This window comes from Clostridium sp. HGF2 (assembly GCF_964240115.1).
Classification (GTDB): Bacteria; Bacillota_I; Bacilli_A; order Erysipelotrichales; family Erysipelotrichaceae; genus Clostridium_AQ; species Clostridium_AQ innocuum.
Genome location: NZ_CAXSSO010000001.1, coordinates 232,177 through 252,314 on the forward strand (window position 1 = coordinate 232,177; position 20,138 = coordinate 252,314).

Here is a 20,138-nt window from a genome sequence, read left to right on the forward strand (position 1 = left end):
TCATGGAGCCAAAGCAAAGTATTATTATGCCTTATCATAGAAACAAAGAAATGCTATATTATACAACACAGCTTTTGGATAAAATCATTCCTAATGAGGTAGAAATCATTATTGTTGGAAATAATAATAACCTGAATGAATTAAAAGTAGATTTGCCAAAGCGATTTACATATATTAAATATGATAAATCAATGCTGTATTCAAAAACAGCAAATCTAGGTGTTGAGGCATCACATGGTGACATAATTACCTTATGTGATCAGGATATTTTCAGCTATAGGGACTGGTATTCTCCACTTTTAAAAAAGCTATTATCCAATGATAATATTGGATCAGTGAGCTCAAAACTATTGAACCCTATAAATAACAGGATTATCGATTTTGGAATAGAATACTCAAAATACCGTATTGTCCATCCGCTAAGAGGTCTAAAATTCAACCATCCTTTAGCGATGGAAGATAGAAAGGTCTCCTCCACAACAAGTGCAACATTAATGCTGCGAAAAGAAACATATCTTGAAGTAGGAGGCATGGATTTGGATATGCCGTATTGTTGCAGTGATTGTGATATAGGACTCAAGATTGGAAACTTAGGTTTAGAAAACTGGGTTATTGCTGATTCTATTGCATATCATAGAGGTAGCAGCTCATTCAAAAATGGAAAAAGTGCCAGTTTCTCTCATTTACGCAGTGATTCCACTAGCATGTTTTGGGCTAAAAATTACAAAACTCTATCACCCACCATCGATTCAAGCATAATGAGATCCTTTAAATATTTAAAATCAATCTTTAAACTAAAGCCCATGTATTATTTCATCAATCTATCATCTTTATGGGAGTTTGAATGGTATGCCTCACAGCTAAGAAAAATAGCAGATATTGAATATTGTGATATCCATACGTATCCGCAAAATACACCACATTATTCCACTCCTATACAAATCTATGATGAAATACCTTACTCATTCATGAATGTCAACGTCCCAATTATTTATTTCGTGGATTATTTTCCTTCCCTTCAAGATAATCTGATTTGGTATCATATGCGAGACATAAAAGATGATTTGGTATTAGATTCTCATGGAAACCTCTTACCACTGTCTTCAATTATTGACCGCTCCTGTTAATCACATGTAAAATCCATCCTTTTTATCAATGCTGACTATCACTGCCTTGCTTATATAGTCAGCATTGAATGCTTTGATTTCGTTTGGGGTCATATAGAGCAGCTTATTTACTAATGATAAAGACTTCGCTCTGTCATCGATTTCTGAAAATATTTTTTCAGGAAACAATAATTTATATTTTAATGCGAGCTCCTCCAGCATGTTCACATTACTTGAAGCGTAATCCATTGAAGTATACAGCCTTTGAAATATTGATTCAAAGTTATCTCTGTTATTATTTAAAAATGCATACTTAGCCTGAAGAAATAGCCAGTCATCTGATTTATCTGTATGTGTAATACTTAAATTTGTTTCATACTGCTCGAAGGTGCTGTCAAGTATATCTGAACAGTCTCCAATCAATAACAGAGCTATCAATTTATATTTCAGATAACGACACTTAAAGAAAATATGATAATTGATGATTTCGTTATCTTTTATATAGGACAATGCTTCATTCGCTGTTTTGATGGCATCCTCAAATTGCTGCGTAATCAATTGATAGAGAATAAGCTTCGAATAATAGTTAACTTTAAACTTCGCTGCTGTATGAGCAGGCAATAACTCAAAGCTTCTGAAGCCCCATTTCAATAATTCTATTCCTCGTTTCAAATCTTCATTATTCATAAAAAATAAATTAGCAGCATCAAAACAGTCTTCTAATAATATATCATGAAACTGCCATGCGATTGCTGTCATCATTGAATTATTGAGATTGGAAACATATTTCAATGAAGCACCCTCCAGTCTGCCACATACAAAAATTCGATTTTCAAGATAAGCTTTGGCATATTCAATTTCTCTTTCCATATCGCGATGATTTAATACACAAGCTTCCAATCTTTCATAATATAAAGTGTAAATTTTTCTAGATAAATCGGCTTTTGCCAATCTGTTTTTATTTTCACAATAATGTATGATGAATGAGAATTGCTCACGGAGGATGTTTTTTTCATTTGAAACTATATCAAAAACATGCGGAAAGGCTTTATCAAATAAATACTCTGCACTTAACTCACTGATATGATCTCTAACATATTTACAGCATTCAGACACTTCTTTAATAAACACATTCAATTCCATTTCATCTTTTTTATTTATGAAATTATCGAGCAAATACGTATGAAAATTAAATATAAATTTATTTGGTATAGTATAAAGTACTTTATGTTTGTTTATAGTTATAAGCTCACTGCCTGCATACATACGATGAGAAAGCTTATAAAGCAGAATAGGAACCTGTTTATCTCTTAGAATCGTATGAAAAAGGTCTTGATAGGACTCTAAATATTTCATCGCATTTTTCAGCAGATCTGGATAGATATCCGTACTTAAACAGGATTCAATTAGATCGTGTTCAAATGCATAGCATTTGTTCCTATGGTCACCTTCATTTTTAATGACCCCGTGCCTGACTAAGGCCTGAACAATCTTTCTGTCTACATTTAATATATCTAATAATGATTCATCCATTGTGAAAAAAAGATGAAGTAAGGAAATAAAATCATAGATATCTGACTTCCATTGTACATATTTATCCAATATCATATGATAACTCGAACTGAATAATCTTTCATAATCATCTGGAATAGATCGTAAACTCGCTTCCAGTTCCTTCGATTTGTTGATAATTCCATGCTGATTTTTAAATTCTATGCAATCTGATATGATTAAGTGATTGGCAAGCTGCTGGATATATTTTGGCTTTAACGACGTACTGGCAAGAATCTTTCTTAATACAGGAAGATTTAAAGGATAATCATCCAAGCTCAAAATAGTTTTTAAATATGCGATGGCCTGTTTTTCATTTTGAAATCCATCAATTTTCCTGCAGAGAAAATCAATTCTGCTAAATTCCCCGATAAAATCAAAGTATCGATCATCAAATACAAGACTCGTATTGATAGAGATAAGTAAGACAATATGTGAGGATTGCTGATGTTGGAGCATATACTGTATCATTTCTTTGAAGAAATCAATAATTTCTACCGCATAAGATTGCATATTATCAATGATTACAGCATATCTGCCCTGTGATAATTTTCCAAAGATTATTTTAAGATACCGATGCAATTCTTCAAATGCGAATTCTTTCTTATTTAATAATTTAAAAAATGCTACAATTTCTTCTTTGATATTATCATCAAGACTCGGTATAACGATATCGTCGGTTTCACACATGAGATGAAATGCAAGGTCTTCCGAAATCGCAAAAGCGCTATAGGTGATTTCACGCACAACATCCTTCCAAGAACTATTTTTATCAAAGCCTATAAAATTTAGGATATGATAATCATTTTTTGTTAAAACTGCATCGCATTCCTGTAATATTCTTGTTTTTCCGGTACCACCGCCACCATATACCAGAAATCCGGACATTGGGGAATTATTTATACACTCATGTGTAAATATATTTATGAGATCCTCATAATGCTTCCCTATAAGGACATTGTTTCTATTCCATTCACAAGGATATGCCACAGAATCAGCTTTTGCTTTTGCTTCCTGCACACCGTTCAGGCATACTTCCGTACATAAGCGTGGAAGCTTTAGCCTTTCCCTATATTTTATTAAACGTACTTTAAATTTACATAATACGATTTGATTAGGTTTTAATTCAATAGTACGCATTATCTTATTACGTAAAGCCTTGTCCTGTGATAGAAACTCAAAATAATAATTATCTTCTGATTCATCAATGGTTATTTTAATAGTACAGGAATTGAATTTATGCTTATTTTCTGCGATAACATTCAAATTATACACTTCACCCACAGCTAAATCCATGATTTCATAATACCCGTTAAATCGTTTCTTATCTATCAGTTTTGGATTTTTTTCATTATAAAAATCTATTTCTACGGAGTGATGAAAATCTGCTTTAATCTGTTGACCCAGAAAATCTGAAAGCATTTCTTTATAATTTGTGAATAGGAGTTCCTCTATTGTTTCATTCTCATAAATGAAAACTTCTTTTTTGTGTTCAAATGCATATCGTCCTATATGACGCTTGAGATTTTTATTAAGGTTTGAATAACTAAAGAAAAGCAAATGCTGTACATCATTTAGTTCAGCCATAACCAGTGTTGGAGCTAATTCTTTCAATGCAATATTTTGTGTATAGTTTTTACATTCCGCCCACCAAAGCTCTTGCAGCTCATCAATTGCCCAAAAATCTTTACTACCATCATGCGAGGCCTTCGTAGGATGAAATTCAATTTCATATTGATTAAATAACAGTTTAAGCAAAAATGCAACCAACGCTTCAAACTGAACACCTTTAATATTTCCCTTTATGCTACCATATTGTTTCTTATAAAAATAATTTAGAATTTCTGTCCATACTTTATCTTCTATGAATTTCATATAGCTCCTTATATAGCTTTCGTCTTACTCTTTTTAAGGATAATCCTATATTATCCTTTATTGATAAGAATTTATGAGAGTATGAATATGAACAGAATACAGTAATGATTAATAAAATTTATGGTTGAATTTTATTGAGATTTGTGTTGTTTTAGGTTGTTGTTTTTGAATTAATGGTGTAAAATTTAGATATTTAAAGGGAAGGGGTGAATTGTCTCTGTTAAAGACCATGTTTCTATACCTTATTTTGACAAAAAAAATAGGAATAATTTTGTAATATAAGTTTGAGGTGTTAAACATTGGAAAAGAAAAGAGAGCACAGAGCTATGTGTGTATTTGACAAATTAAGACAAGAAAATAATTATTTTAAAGACTTTTCTGATTCGAATGAAATTGAAAGAATTGCTGGTGAAGTACGCCATCAGTTTGAATTGATGGATTATCCGACACCAATTGCGCATATTCTTGATAAAGTGGGATTTAAGATATATAAAGAAAATCTATCAGCGAATATTTCTGGCGTTATTGGGGTCAGTGATTCCTTAATAGAGGCACGAGGGTGTAAAAGAATTATGTTAATTAATGCATATGAAAATCGTGGACACCAGCGTTTTACAATGGCTCATGAGTTAGGACATTACATATTTGATTATGATGGGAAGTCAGATTTTGCGGATGAATATAGTTTGGATAAGGAAAGGCTTACTAGTGAAACGGAAATAAGAGTAAACAGATTTGCTGCTGCTTTATTAATGCCAAAAGATATTTTTACTGATAAATATAGATTTTTTTCACTTTTAGGATACAAAAAAGAAATGATTGTTAATGAATTATCGGATATTTTTGATGTTTCTGAAACTGCTATATTAAGAAGAATCGGGGAATTGGGGTTAGAGGATGGAATCAAATGAAAAAACGATTTGGGATTTACTAAAAAAACCTTCGGATTTGCGGAATAATGAAGTTGATCCCTATGAATTTGATAGAAGAAAAGAAGATCGCAAGAATATCAAAGAAAGAAATGAAGAGTATACAAAGATACTTATCGAATATAGGGATTATTTTACAAAATCTCTTTCATTCAAAACTAGGTGTAAGAAAGTTTCTGTATTTATTTTTTTAGGTGTTTTGATAGCTGTGGTACTTGCACATTGTATTTCAATTGCAGTCATGGTAAATAGAGGATTTGATATGAATACTTTAGTTGCTTTCATCAGTGCTTCAGTATCTTTGATTACTGCACTGTTGGTTATTCCAACAAAAATCATAGAATTTATCTTTAATCGTGATGAAGAAAAATATTTTGTTGAAATAATACGCAATATCCAAGACTATGACAAAAAAGTAAGAGATGATTTCAAAGCGTTAGCATCATAGAAATTTAGGGTTATTAATGGAGAAGCTTGTGAATCGAGTTTCTCTTTTTAGTATATTTGAAGATAATGATAATATAAAGGGTCTTTAAAAGTACTTAGATACATACTTTCGTTCCTATCTGCGATAGACAATGTCATCTTCAAATGAAAATATGATAGATATGTGATAGTTGAAAAATCATAAATTTTGGTACAAATAACATTTCATTATTGATATATAAGCTAAAAATAAGGTATATATACTTTTGTTTTTTAAAATTAGATTTTATTAAATTTAGTTGTATGGTAGAATAGGATAGGTATGAAGGAGTGGCTGTAATGATTGAGAAAATATTTAACAACAGTCTATATAAGAATCATAGAGAGATGATGCTGTGTTTTTTTGATTTATGCATCGTATTTGTATCGTTTCTATTGGCTTATTGGATCAAAATAGAATTTAGAATACCAAATTTTGAAAAAATCTATATAAGGGACTTTGCGCTGGCAATGCTTTCAGTTTTATTAGTATACATGAGTTGCTTTATGTTGTTTAAAATTCACAAAAGCTTATGGAAGTATGTCGGGCCTATTGAAACTTTGAGAATTGGTTTGGCTGTTGTTTTATCTACTGTCGTATTGTTTGCTTTGGCGATCATATTTGAATTAGATAGAACTTTTCTTAGTGTTATAGTTACTGGGGGACTCTTAACAGCTTTGTTGATGTTTAATGTACGAGTTTGTTATAGATTGTATAGAAGAATGACATATAAGGTTACGAATAAAACTGAAAAAGCTATCATTATTGGAGCTGGTGATGCCGGTTATGTCCTAGTAAAGGAATTGGCGCAAAATGATAATTTCAATGTCAGTGTCATAGGCTTTGTGGATGATAAGAAAATCAATAATGAAATATCAGGATATAGAGTTTTGGGAGATACATACGATATTCCAGAGATTGTGCAGAAGTATGATGTGAAAATTGCATTTATTGCTATGCCGAGTGCTGATAAGGATACAGTGAGAAGAATTTATGACCTGTGTCAGTCTGCAAAGCTGGAAACCAAAATTATGAAAGAAGGAGACAATTTACTTGTCAATGAGTTGAATTCACCTAAAAAGTATCCGGTTCAGGATATAAGCATCGAGGATTTACTTGGTCGGGGTGAAATAAAGCTAGAACAAAACGAAATCAAAAGTTACTTAACAGATAAGGTTGTTGTAGTAACGGGAGCCGGTGGATCCATAGGATCTGAGTTATGCCGACAAATTGTGAAATTTAAACCGAAGCAGCTGATGATGATTGATATTAATGAGAATTCTTTATATATGCTTGAACAGGAATTTAATAGAAATCGCACACATGGAATATTGAATAAAACAATTGAAATTATTTCATTAATTGCATCAATAAGAGAGTTTAAAGCAATCAATGGTATATTTAAGGAATATAATCCGGATGTTGTCTTTCATGCAGCTGCACACAAACATGTTCCGTTAATGGAAACGCGTCCTATGGAAGCTATCAAGAACAATGTATTCGGAACAAATAATGTGATTAATGCATGTATTAAGAATAACGTATCTAGATTCATTATGATTAGTACGGATAAGGCAGTTAATCCAACCAATGTCATGGGGGCAACAAAACGAATGACAGAAATGATTTTGCAAGCAGATGGTGATAATGGCGTGACTAAGATGGCTGCCGTTCGGTTCGGAAATGTTTTGGGATCGAATGGTTCCGTAATCCCAATTTTTAAGCAGCAGATTGCGGAAGGCGGTCCTGTCACGATAACAGATAAAAATATCATACGTTACTTTATGACGATTCCTGAAGCAGCGCAGCTTGTATTGCAGGCTGGTTTCTATGCAGATAAAGGCGAAATCTTTGTTCTTGATATGGGAGAACCAGTGAAAATTTTGGATTTAGCTGAAAAAATGATTCGATTGTCAGGATTCAAACCTTATAAGGATATTGATATTGTTGAAATTGGGTTACGTCCTGGAGAGAAGATGTTTGAGGAATTAAAGCTTGATGGAGAAACAACAACAAGAACAAAAAATAATTTGATATTTAAAAACAATGTCATGGCAATAACCAAAGAAGATATTACAGACAGGTTGGTCAAACTTGAAGAAATATTAAATGATGTCGAGCATCGTAATGATATAAAAAACAGGTTGCTGAGCTTAATCATAACAGATCAGGATCAAAGCGTTTTTATGAAATAATAGTAAAGGTATATCACGTTTTGTTGATATATCTTTTTTTTCAAAATCTGCCAATCATCATCAGATTATCATGTGAATTCATAAAATAAGTTTGTCATTCAGAGCTGAAATGAATTAAGAATGGTTGCAATATAGTTACTTTTGTAGTATTATGTTTCTAGTTAAAATGCAAAGTGCTAAATTCATTTTAACAAAGGATAATAGACAGTTATTCAAAGTTGAAAATAATGCTTAGGGATGGATCGTTGCTATGTCACGTTCATCACGAATGTATGGTCATAGATGTTATAAAGTCAAACCTGAAAAGAAGTTTGATGGGTGAAGCCTACCCTATTGGAGGTAACAGCATGAAATGGTATGTTGGACAGGTCAGAAGCGGTCACGAAAGAAAGATCGTAGAGAAATGCCGGACTATGATTTCAAAGGATGTTTTACAGGATTGCTTTATACCAGAGTATATCCGAAAAAAGAAATATATGGGGAACTGGCATGATGTAAAGGATATCCTGTTCAAAGGTTATATCTTCATGATAACGGATCAGATTGATCAATTAAATATAGAGCTTAAAAAAATACCTGATTTCGTGAAGGTCATCGGTAAGAAAAAAGCAGATATATTTCCTTTAAATGAAGAGGAAGTTGCTTTCATGAAATCATTTGGAAAAGAAAATCATGTTGTAGAGATGTCTACAGGCTTCATACAGGGAGAGCAAATATTTATAACAGAAGGACCATTGCAGGGGAAAGAAGGACAAATCATAAGAATAGATCGGCATAAGCGGGTCGCCTATCTTCAACTCAGCATGTTCAACAAAGAAACCACAACAAAAGTCGGATTAGAGATCATAAGCAAGTGCTGAAAAGGGACTTGCTTTTATTTTGGAGGGATAGATTTGGAGAAATTCAAGGATAAAATATGGCTGTCAAGCCCCACTATGCATGGAGAAGAATTAAAATATATTACAGAAGCCTATAAAACAAATTGGATGTCTACAGTGGGTAAAAACATTAATGAAATAGAAAGAATGATTTGCGAAAAAGTAGGATGCAAATATGCTGTTGCTTTAGCATCCGGGACATCCTCTTTACATATGGCAGTTAAACTAGCTGGAGTAAAACCTGGAGATAAAGTGTTTTGTACAGATATGACATTTGGTGCTACTGTCAATCCAGTAGTCTATGAAGGTGGGATACCAGTATTTATAGATACGGAATATGATACATGGAATATGGATCCGATTGCTTTAGAGAAAGCGTTTGAATTATATCCGGAGGTAAAAATTGTTGTCTTGGTCCACCTATATGGAACCCCAGGTAAAATCGATGAAATCAAAGCAGTTTGTAAAAAGCATAATGTCATTATCATAGAAGATGCAGCCGAGTCTTTAGGAGCAAGATATAAAGGTGTACAGACAGGAACATTTGGGAATTACAATGCAATATCATTTAATGGCAATAAGATCATAACTGGATCCTCAGGTGGGATGTTTCTGACTGACGATAAAGAAGCGACTGAGAAAGTTAGAAAATGGTCTACACAATCAAGAGAAAATGCACCTTGGTATCAGCATGAAGAATTGGGATACAATTACCGGATGTCAAACGTCATTGCAGGTGTGGTAAGAGGACAAATTCCACACTTAGAGGAGCATATCGCACAGAAAAAGGCTATTTATGAAAGATATAGAAAAGGGTTAAAAGGCCTGCCAGTAAAAATGAATCCTTATGATGAAGAGAATAGTGAGCCAAACTTCTGGTTATCTTGTTTAATTATCGATAAGGAAGCAATGTGTAAACAGGTAAGAAGTGAACAAGAGGCACTATTTATTAGTGAAGCAGGCAAAACTTGTCCAACAGAGATATTAGAAGAATTGACAAAATACAATGCAGAAGGCAGACCAATTTGGAAACCGATGCACATGCAGCCAGTGTTTAGAATGAATCCTTTCATTACAAGAGAAGGAATCGGAAGAGCAAGTACGAATGCGTATCTCGAAGGCAGTACATTAGATGCAGGTATGGATATTTTTGATAGAGGATTATGTCTACCTTCTGATAATAAGATGACAATAGAAGAGCAAGGCCAAATCATAGAAATCATTAAGGGGTGCTTTAAATAATGTACAGATTATTTTTTAAGAGATTTCTTGATTTCACATTGTCCTTAATAGCAATAATCTTGTTGAGTCCAATTTACTTGATTGTAGCCATACTTGTAAGAGTGAAATTGGGAAGTCCTGTTATATTCAAACAGAAAAGACCAGGCAAGGATGAAAAGATATTCAAGATGTACAAGTTTCGAAGCATGACGAGTGAAACTGATGGGGAGGGAAATCTTCTGCCAGATGAAGTTAGGTTAACTTCATTTGGAAAGAAACTTCGTTCAACGTCACTTGATGAACTTCCAGAGCTCTTTAATATTTTAAAAGGAGATATGAGTATTATCGGTCCTAGACCTCTATTGGTCCATTACTTACCACTTTATAATGGATTTCAAAAACAAAGACATGATGTAAGACCAGGTTTAACTGGACTTGCGCAAGTGAGTGGACGCAATGCAATTTCTTGGGAAGAGAAATTTGAAAAAGATGTAGAATACACGAAAGAGTATTCTTTTTTATTGGATATGAAGATATTATTTATGACTGTGAAAACGGTTTTTAAGAAAGAAGGAATTAGTAGCGATACCTCTTCGACAATGGAGGAGTTTAAAGGATGATTAATAGGTGATGATATGAACAATATTGTAATTGTAGGTGCATCTGGATTTGGCAGAGAAGTAGCATGGCTAATTGAAAATTCAGATAAATGGAATGTTAAAGGTTTTGTAGATGATAATGAAGATTTAGAACATAAAAGTGTGAATGATTATCCTGTTTTAGGCACAATAGATTTTTTGCTTAATGTAAATGAGAAAACCAATGTAGTAGTAGCCATTGGAAATCCTCGAATCAGAAAAAAAATAGTTGAAAGACTTCAAATTAATAAGAATATTTCATTTCCTAATATATTTGATAAAGATGTCATTATAGATAAAACTGTCACGATAGGTTTTGGAAATATCATTTGTAAAGGTAGTATTCTAACTACAAATCTAGAAATAGGAAATTTTAATCATATCAATTTGAATTGTACGGTAGGGCACGATGTGCAGTTTCATGACTATATAACAGTCTATCCGGGAGTGAATATTTCAGGTAATGTAAGAATAAATGATTGTGTCGAAATTGGAACGGGAACTAAAATCATACAAGGAAAAGAAATAGTTAAAGAGACGGTGATAGGTGCTGGTTCTGTTGTTGTAAAAGACATAGTTGAAAATGGCACTTATATAGGAGTACCAGCAAAACAAATGAAATAAGATTGGAGAAAGTATGAAAAGAGTATTAATGACTGCAACTGTTCCATCAATGATTGGACAGTTTAACATGAATAATATCAAATTACTACAAGAACTGGGATATACGATAGATGTTGCCTGCAATTTTGATGATTATTCAGTTTGGAATGAAGAAAGAATAAAAAAATTCGAAAGTGAATTAAAGGAATTAAAGATTAAAAAAATTAATATTAGTTTTTCGAGAAGTCCTAAAAATATAAAAAACATAATAAATTCTTATAAACAAATAAAGCAGTTATTAAATGATAAGAATTATTCTCTAGTTCATACACATACACCTATCTCAAGCTTTATAACACGTTTAGCTTATAAAAAAAGTAATATATACGGAACTTGCAAAATGATTTACACAGCGCATGGTTTTCACTTTTTTAAAGGAAACAATCCATTTAAAAATTTTGTTTTTAGAAATATTGAAAAAATTGCTGCAAAATATACGAATGTACTGATTACAATTAACAATGAAGACTATATTGCAGCAAAGAAATTTAAATTAAAGAAAAGCGGTACTGTTGAATATGTACCAGGTGTTGGAATTGATATAGATAAAATTAATATAATTAAAGAAAATAAGATACAATTATGTGAAGAGTTGAATATTCCAAAGGATGCAATCTTAATACTTTCAGTTGGAGAGCTTAATGCTAATAAAAATCACAAGATTGTAATAGAAATATTACCAGAGTTACCCAATAATGTGCATTATCTAATGTGCGGTGATGGTCAGTTGAAAGAGCAACATGAGCGATTAGCCAAGAAATTACATGTATCAGACAGATTACATTTTCTTGGATATAGAAAAGATGTAATTAAGATAATGAAGTCATGCGATATTTTTGTATTTCCTTCAAAAAGGGAAGGACTGTCAGTAGCTTTAATGGAGGCAATGGCATGTGGATTACCTTGTGTCGTTTCCAAAATTAGAGGAAATGAAGATTTAATTGAAAATGAGAAAGGTGGATACTGTGTGGATTTAGAAAACGAAAGCTTTAATATTTATATAAATAAAATATTAGAGTTAGACCTTTCTAGATCAATGGCTGCTTTTAATTATAATAAAGTTTCAAATTATTCTATAAAGAAAGTGAATTTGAAAATGAGGGAAATTTATGAGAGAAATGAATAAAGAACCTTTGATTTCTGTAATTATGGGTGTGTATAATGATCAGAGATTTTTAAAAGAAGCAATAGAATCTATTCTTTGTCAAACCTATAAGAATTTTGAATTTATTATATGTAATGATTGTTCTGCGGATCAAAGCACTAAGATATTAGAGAAATATAAAAAAATTGATAATAGAATAACAATTATAAATAATAAAAAAAACATGGGGCTAGCAGCCTCACTTAATAGGTGCATAGATATATCTAAAGGTGATTATATTGCAAGAATGGATAGTGATGATAGGGCTTTATCAGATAGATTTTCTATTCAAGTAGAGTATTTAAATGAGCATCCAGAAACTAGTGTGATCGGTACTAATGTATACTATATAGATAACTCATCAAATAGGTATTCAAAGACTGAATTTCCTCATATGAAAAGTATTTCATTAAAAGAAGCGGTTAAGCAAACTTCCCTTATTCATCCTTCTGTGATGATGAGAAAAGAAGCGATACTTAATGTGAATAAATATACAGTAACTGAATTAACATGTCGTGCTGAAGATTATGATTTATGGTGTAAAATGAAAGAAGAAAGAATGGTATTGGAGATTATTGGTGATTATCTTTTAGAATATAGAGAAGATGAAAGTGGAATAAAAAAAAGAAAATATGTATATAGAATTCAAGAGGCGAAACTAAAATTTTATTGGATGAAGCGTACAGGAATGACAAAGTACTTATTTATTTATGCACTGAAACCATTAATTATTGGAATGATTCCAAAAAAGGTTTATAAAAAATTACATAAAAGGAGAGTTATAGATGTCTAATATTCTTTTTGGAGTTTGCATTATATTACCGGTTTTATGTATAGGTAGTGGATGCTATTTTATTAGGCAAGAACAAAAAAAATGTGATATTTTATCCATTGTATTGATTTCAGTTGGCTTAGCTTTAATTGCTTTCTATACATTGCCTAATACATCGGATGACTTACAGAGACATTTTGATGTCATGGGAAGTTATCAAAATCATTCTATTATGGTAATATTTCATTCAGGATATTCATTGGTATATTTGAATAACTTAATAATGTATATAATTGCACAAACTAATATATTAGGCTTATACCAAGCGATTTTTACATTTGTCGGATATTTCTATTTATTTAAGCTAATACTAATGATTTATGATGATTTAGAAATACGAAACAAAAATATATTGATAGGTATGTTGTTATTTATATTTTGCATGTCTTTTTATAAAACTTATATCTTAGCAATAAGAAATTATTTTTGTTTTATCACCGGTGCATATTATTGTTATGCATTAAGAACAGAGAGAATACGAGTTCATCACTTCTTGATTGTAGTTTTATTATTATCGCTTATTCATCCGGTATCATTGGTTCTTGTAATTCCTTTATTAGTAGATTGGATAAAAAATAGAAAAATTCAGTTCGCTTTATTAGTAGGTATTTTTTTTCATTATCCTATTTTAAAGTTTTTTTTAAGTTTATGTCCGAAAGACTCATTTGTGTATCTTAAGATACTACCATATTTAAATGGAACTATACAGCCATATAATGCGAATTATATGATTTTATTTATGCTTCTTGCTCTCTTTGCTTCTTTTATAATTATACTAATGTATAAACAGAAGTCTAATACAATTAAGTATTTAATTCTATATACAATATTAGCGTTATCAACGTTCTATCAATTTGATCTGATTAGAAGATTTATGTACTTGGTGCCTTTGTTTATGATAGAACCTTTATTTATTTTATTATCAGAAAAAAAGATTAATAATTATTTTGAATTTAAGAAATTTAAAATTAAACTAACACATATTTTATCTATAATTATGTTATTTTTGTCAATTGCTTCTATATTAGCGACATATGCAAATATCATAGCATATGGCTGGTATTGGATATTTTAGGGGAGGCTTTTAATGAAAAAGAAAATATTATTTAGCATAACTAATTTAATTGGTGGTGGTGCAGAGAAAATACTTCTTGATACAGTGAAAGCAATGGATAAAACGAAATATGATGTGTATGTTTTTTCTTTGTTAAATGAGGGAATATATATAGAAGAAATAAAAAAATATGCAACATATTTTTTTGCTTTTGATTTAGAAGCGTATCCAGAGCGATTGAGAAATTATATTCGCTTTCTTTTTTTAAGATATATTAAATTTTCAAAAAAAGAAAAATTATACAAGAAATATGTTCAGGGAGAATATGATTATGAAATAGCATTTTTAGAAGGACCAGTAACTAAGATAATTGCCGGTTCTAAGTCAAGGACTCCCAAATATGCATGGGTTCATGTTGATTTAATAAATCTGCCTGATAGCAATAAATACTATAGAAGTAAAGAAGAAGCGAAAGAATGTTATAATTTTTACAATAAGATATTATGCGTTTCATCTGATGTGAAAACTTCTTTTTTAAAAATATACGATGTGGATGAAGAAAAAGTGCAAGTTCAACTAAATGTGCTAGATACTAATAAGATACTAAATTCTATAAAAAATGTTACAGAATATAAGAGGCAGAATCCATTAAATCTTATTACTGTGGGAAGAATTAGTCCACAAAAAGGATATGATCGACTTTTAAAGTGTTGTGTTAGATTAAAAGAAGATAAATTGACATTTAAATTAAAAATTGTAGGAACCGGACTCTTGAAGGATACTTATCAAAAATTTATTGATGATAATAAACTAAATGATTGTGTTGAATTAACTGGATTTATTGATAATCCATATCCATTATTAAAAAAAGCAGATTTATTTGTATGTTCTTCATTAACTGAAGGATTTAGCACAGTGGTTTCTGAAGCTATTTTTTTAGGTACACCTGTACTTACGACAGATTGTGCAGGAATGAAAGATATTTTAGGAGACAGTGAATTCGGTCTAATTGTAGAGAATAATGAGAATGGACTATATGAAGGTTTAAAGCAATTACTTAAGGATAAGGATAAATTAAATGAATTGAGAGAAAAAGCAGTAGAAAGAAGTCCTTTTTTTGATTTACAAGCACGTTTATATGAGTTTGACTGTTTATTTGAAAAAGGTAATGAATATGAGTGATATTAAAATAACAATTATGACACCTACGTATAATCGTTCTAGTTTCTTGCCTAAATTATATGAGACTTTAACAAAGCAAACAGTTGATTTAACGATGATGGAATGGATTATAGTAGATGACGGATCAACAGATGATACAGAAGATATAGTTCATAAGCTGAAAGAAAAGAGTCCATTTGGGGTTAATTATATAAAATCAACAAATAGAGGAAAACATCATGCAGTTAATATGGGAATAGAAAATGCGACAGGAGAATTTTTCTTTATAGTTGATTCAGATGATACTTTACCAGAAAATTCAATAGAAAGAATTATCTTTTGGTTTACTACTCTAAAAAGTGAACAAGAAAAGTTTGCAGGTATTGGAGGCTTGAAATCTTATGAATTTAGTGGAGATGTAGGAGAATCGTTTGAAGGAGAATATTTGGACTGTTCTTCAATAGAAAGAAGAGAAAAGAATATAAAAGGAGATAAAGCTGAGGTTTTTTATACAGATGTAATAAAGAAGTATAGATTTCCGGAATTTAGTGGTGAAAAATTTCTAAGTGAATGTGTCTTATGGAATGAAATAGCAAGAGACGGATATAAAATAAGATGGTTTAATGAACCCATTTATCGATGTGAGTATTTGGATTCAGGCTTAACTAGAAATATCTATAATCATTTGGCTAAATCGCCGAAAGGTTTTTTACTATATACAATAGAACTTATGCAGTATGAAGCTAGATCAGAACTTAAAAGGATGTATTATGCAGGAGCATATCATGTTTTAGTAGAAAATATAAAGCTAAGTGTATTATCTAAAAAACTAAAAATTTCTGTCTTAAAAATTGTAGTAGGCTCCTACATATTTAGGATAGTTCAAAAAAGAAAGGGAAGGCGAATAAATGAATAAAAAAGTCTGTGTATTATTATGTACATATAATCGTAAAAAATGTTTAGAAAAAGTTTTAAATGCATTAAGTAATCAAACCCATCAAATATCAGGAATTGTAGTCGTTGATAATCATTCAACTGATGGGACTTTATGTCATTTAAATGCTTTAGGCTTAAACTTACATGAAAAGATTAATGAGGTACAAATCACTAATTTAAATAATATCAAATTTTATTATTATTTAAATGAAAAAAATGAAGGAGGGGCAGGCGGATTTAAAAAAGCCTTTGAAATAGGATTAAAGTATGACTATGACTATTATTGGGTAATGGATGATGATGTATTACCAGAAGTAAATTGCTTAGAAATTTTGCTTGAGGGTATGGATGAAAATCATAAAGTGTGCATCCCAAACAGAACTTGTGAAAATTTTAAAGATAATGCTGTTATAAAAATGAATTTTGACAATTTCTTTAAACGTGTAGAAGATAAACAAGTTATTTCAGATTTTACCGGAAAAGAAAAAATAGAAGTTGTGGATTTTGCGTTTGAAGGACCATTGTTTAATTCTGAAATTTTGTCGGAAATTGGTCTACCAGATGATAAATATTTTTTACTCTTTGATGATAGTGACTACGCATATCGCTGTACAAAGATAACAAAGATATATTTTATGGTTAATGCAAAATTAAATAGGCAACTACCATTGCCCAATATAAGTGAACCAATTTATTGGAAACAATACTATATGTTGAGGAATTCATTTGTATTTGATATGAAATATGGGAAGAATTTCATTTTTAAACGATTACGCCCAATGTATTTTTGTTTGTTTTCATATTTAAGAGCAATTTCAAAATGGTCTTTGCCTAGAATTAGATATACCAAAAAAGCATATCATGATGCTAGGCATAATTTATTAGGAAAACAGGTTGAACCTGGAGAAAAGTTCGATGGAAAGTGAGTGAATTGAATGTATGATTATTTGATAGTAGGTGCAGGTCTATTTGGTTCTATTTTTGCATATGAAGCAAAAAAAAGGGGAAAAAATTGTCTTGTAATTGACAAAAGACCTCATATCGGCGGAAATATTTACACTAAAGAAGTGGAAGGTATTAATGTTCATGAATATGGGGCGCATATATTCCATACATCTAATCACGAGGTCTGGAAATATATTCAGCAATTTGCTACTTTTAATAGATATACCAACTCTCCTATTGCAAGGTATAGAGATGAAATTTACAATATGCCTTTTAATATGAATACGTTTAATAAGCTTTGGGGAGTAATTACCCCAGAGCAAGCGAAGAAAAAAATCGAACAGCAAATCAAAGAATCAGGTATTATAGAGCCTAAAAATCTAGAGGAGCAGGCTATATCATTAGTAGGAAGAGACATATACGAAAAATTAGTAAAAGGATATACACAAAAACAATGGGGAAGAAGATGTGATGAGCTTCCTTCTTTCATTATTAAAAGATTACCCGTGAGATTTACATACGATAATAATTATTTTAATGATTTGTATCAGGGCATACCGATTGGTGGATATACACCGATTATTGAAAAAATGCTTGAAGGAATTGATATACGATTGAATTGTGATTATTTTTCTAAAAGAAAAGAACTAGAAACGATTGCTAATAAAATCGTTTTCACTGGCATGATTGATCAATACTATGATTATTGCTTTGGCGAATTAGAATATCGTAGTCTTAGATTTGAAACAGAAATATTAGAAAGCGAGAATTATCAAGGTAATGCTGTGGTAAATTATAATGAATATGAAATACCATATACTAGAATTATAGAACACAAGCATTTTGAATATGGGAAGCAAGAAAAAACAGTAATAACAAGAGAGTATCCAGCAACTTGGAAAAAAGGTGATGAACCATATTACCCGATGAATGATGAAAAAAATAATTGTCTGTATGAAAAATATAAAGCACTTGCAGATAAAGAAAATAAAGTTATTTTTGGCGGAAGATTGGGAATGTACAAGTATTATGATATGCATCATATCATAAGTGAAGCCTTAGAGATGGTAGGAAAAGAGTTTAATGAATAAAATACAAACTGTCAAAAAGAATTTTATAATGAATTTCATTTTGACTGCGGCAAATTTTATATTTCCTATTGTAACATTTCCCTATGTTTCTAGAATTCTATTAGCTGAGGGAACTGGAAAAGTAGCATTTGCAGCATCTATTGCGAGTTACTTTTCTATGATTGCTGCCTTAGGGATTCCAACTTATGGCATACGTGCATGCGCAAGAATACGCGATGATAAAGATAAACTAAATAAAACAGTACAAGAGCTTCTTATAATTCATATGAGTGCGACTAGTTTAGCATTAATGTTTTATTTTATTAGTGTCTTTATAGTGCCAGAATTATATAAAGAGAAGACCTTAATGCTAATAAATTCTTTATCTATTATTTTAAATGTTTTTGGAGTTAATTGGTTATATCAAGCACTAGAGCAATATAGCTATATAACTTACCGCTCTATATTTTTTAAAATTATATCCATAATACTAATGTTTTTCTTTATCCATCAAAAAAGTGATTATATTATTTATGGTGGAATTGCGATTTTTGCAAATGCAGGATCTAACATATTAAATTTTATTAGATTACGCAAGTTAATTAATTTTAAAAAAGTCGAAAGTTATAGTTTTCTAGTGCATATAAGACCGATTTTGGTTTTCTTTGCTCAATCTGTTGCAATTACAGTCTATACAAATCTCGATACTGTCATGCTTGGTTTTATGCAATCTGATATAGAGGTCGGGTACTATAATGCTGCAATAAAAATTAAGACAATATTGCTAAGTTTAGTCACATCTTTAGGAACGGTTTTATTACCTAGATTATCTTATTGTATTCAAAAAAATGATAAGATACAGTTTCAAACCTTAATTTCTAAGAGTATTAGATTTGTTTTTATAATAGCATTACCACTAACTATTTTCTTTATTTTATTTGCAAAAGAAACACTGATTGTTTTATCTGGAAGAGATTTTATAGGCGCAACGCTGGCAATGCAAATAATTACTCCTACTATTCTTTTAATAGGATTATCTAACATCACAGGTATCCAAATATTAACACCTTTAGGGAAAGAAAAAATTGTTGTATACTCCGTTACATTTGGTGCAATCCTTGACTTAATTGTCAATTATATATGTATTCCTAGATTAGGAGCCGCTGGTGCATCTTTAGGCACACTGATTGCTGAATTTTCTGTTTTGGCTGTACAAATTATGTATACTTCAAAACAATTACATGAAGTTAAGTGTGGATTCAAAATTTTTAAAATAATTATTTCATGTTTATTTGCTTCAATACTTGTACTTTTCATCAATCTGTTTACCGATTTTACAGTCTTCTTCAGTTTATTTGTATATGCAATTTTGTTTTTTGGAAGTTATGTTATTTGCTTGATTCTATTGAAAGAAGAGTTTGTGGTTGACTATATATATAAAGGTTATTCAGCTTTAAAAACTAGGAGGTGAACT

General features: G+C 30.9%; 17 protein-coding genes. 16 read left to right on the forward strand and 1 reads right to left on the reverse strand.

All coding sequences use genetic code 11. From position 1 onward, the window contains the following. Window positions 1–2: 2 nt before the first annotated feature. Window positions 3–1,127 (forward strand): glycosyltransferase family 2 protein, encoded by a 1,125-nt coding sequence (locus tag ACESPQ_RS01020; protein WP_109769856.1) that lies wholly within the window; start codon window positions 3–5, stop codon window positions 1,125–1,127. On the opposite strand, the gene ACESPQ_RS01025 is transcribed toward ACESPQ_RS01020, so the two are convergent. Next, entirely contained in the window at window positions 1,128–4,532 is a 3,405-nt protein-coding gene (locus tag ACESPQ_RS01025) for an ATP-binding protein (RefSeq protein WP_109769855.1), read from the reverse strand. Window positions 4,533–4,831: 299 nt separating this feature from the next. Between ACESPQ_RS01025 and ACESPQ_RS01030 the strand changes: the two genes are divergently transcribed. From ACESPQ_RS01030 to ACESPQ_RS01100, 15 genes are all read left to right on the forward strand, one after another. Further along, window positions 4,832–5,443 carry an ImmA/IrrE family metallo-endopeptidase gene (locus ACESPQ_RS01030; RefSeq protein WP_233108879.1) on the forward strand — a complete coding sequence of 204 codons (612 nt, stop codon included), beginning with the start codon at window positions 4,832–4,834 and terminating at the stop codon, window positions 5,441–5,443. Further along, on the forward strand, window positions 5,430–5,909 hold the full coding sequence (locus ACESPQ_RS01035) for a hypothetical protein (protein WP_002606178.1): 480 nt from the start codon (window positions 5,430–5,432) through the stop codon (window positions 5,907–5,909). Before ACESPQ_RS01030 ends, ACESPQ_RS01035 begins: the two co-directional genes overlap by 14 nt. A 317-nt stretch (window positions 5,910–6,226) precedes the next feature. Further along, window positions 6,227–8,122, forward strand: coding sequence for a nucleoside-diphosphate sugar epimerase/dehydratase (locus ACESPQ_RS01040; protein WP_002606177.1), 1,896 nt, complete (start codon window positions 6,227–6,229; stop codon window positions 8,120–8,122). Between the two features lie 272 nt (window positions 8,123–8,394). After that, window positions 8,395–8,982, forward strand: a complete 588-nt coding sequence (loaP, locus tag ACESPQ_RS01045; protein WP_224720994.1) for an antiterminator LoaP — start codon at window positions 8,395–8,397, stop codon at window positions 8,980–8,982. Between the two features lie 33 nt (window positions 8,983–9,015). Then, entirely contained in the window at window positions 9,016–10,242 is a 1,227-nt protein-coding gene (locus ACESPQ_RS01050) for a DegT/DnrJ/EryC1/StrS family aminotransferase (protein WP_002606175.1), read from the forward strand. Then, window positions 10,242–10,841, forward strand: a complete 600-nt coding sequence (locus ACESPQ_RS01055) for a sugar transferase (protein WP_002606174.1) — start codon at window positions 10,242–10,244, stop codon at window positions 10,839–10,841. The genes ACESPQ_RS01050 and ACESPQ_RS01055 overlap by 1 nt, the downstream gene beginning before the upstream one ends. A gap of 15 nt (window positions 10,842–10,856) precedes the next feature. Further along, entirely contained in the window at window positions 10,857–11,483 is a 627-nt protein-coding gene (locus tag ACESPQ_RS01060) for an acetyltransferase (protein ID WP_002606173.1), read from the forward strand. Window positions 11,484–11,496: 13 nt separating this feature from the next. Then, on the forward strand, window positions 11,497–12,648 hold the full coding sequence (locus ACESPQ_RS01065) for a glycosyltransferase family 4 protein (RefSeq protein ID WP_002606172.1): 1,152 nt from the start codon (window positions 11,497–11,499) through the stop codon (window positions 12,646–12,648). After that, complete coding sequence (locus tag ACESPQ_RS01070) at window positions 12,632–13,459, forward strand: glycosyltransferase family 2 protein (protein WP_002606171.1); 828 nt, start codon at window positions 12,632–12,634, stop codon at window positions 13,457–13,459. The genes ACESPQ_RS01065 and ACESPQ_RS01070 overlap by 17 nt, the downstream gene beginning before the upstream one ends. Further along, window positions 13,452–14,573 (forward strand): hypothetical protein, encoded by a 1,122-nt coding sequence (locus ACESPQ_RS01075; protein WP_002606170.1) that lies wholly within the window; start codon window positions 13,452–13,454, stop codon window positions 14,571–14,573. Before ACESPQ_RS01070 ends, ACESPQ_RS01075 begins: the two co-directional genes overlap by 8 nt. A gap of 12 nt (window positions 14,574–14,585) precedes the next feature. Beyond that, window positions 14,586–15,734, forward strand: a complete 1,149-nt coding sequence (locus ACESPQ_RS01080; RefSeq protein ID WP_373143786.1) for a glycosyltransferase — start codon at window positions 14,586–14,588, stop codon at window positions 15,732–15,734. Next, the gene (locus tag ACESPQ_RS01085; protein WP_008728138.1) at window positions 15,727–16,629 is read left to right on the forward strand and encodes a glycosyltransferase family A protein; all 903 of its coding nucleotides are present in this window, start codon (window positions 15,727–15,729) and stop codon (window positions 16,627–16,629) included. The genes ACESPQ_RS01080 and ACESPQ_RS01085 overlap by 8 nt, the downstream gene beginning before the upstream one ends. Then, complete coding sequence (locus ACESPQ_RS01090; protein WP_009269869.1) at window positions 16,622–17,575, forward strand: glycosyltransferase; 954 nt, start codon at window positions 16,622–16,624, stop codon at window positions 17,573–17,575. The genes ACESPQ_RS01085 and ACESPQ_RS01090 overlap by 8 nt, the downstream gene beginning before the upstream one ends. 9 nt (window positions 17,576–17,584) lie before the next feature. Continuing rightward, window positions 17,585–18,685 carry a UDP-galactopyranose mutase gene (gene glf, locus ACESPQ_RS01095; RefSeq protein ID WP_002606166.1) on the forward strand — a complete coding sequence of 367 codons (1,101 nt, stop codon included), beginning with the start codon at window positions 17,585–17,587 and terminating at the stop codon, window positions 18,683–18,685. Further along, the gene (locus ACESPQ_RS01100) at window positions 18,678–20,135 is read left to right on the forward strand and encodes a flippase (protein ID WP_002606165.1); all 1,458 of its coding nucleotides are present in this window, start codon (window positions 18,678–18,680) and stop codon (window positions 20,133–20,135) included. Before glf ends, ACESPQ_RS01100 begins: the two co-directional genes overlap by 8 nt. Window positions 20,136–20,138 lie beyond the last annotated feature (3 nt).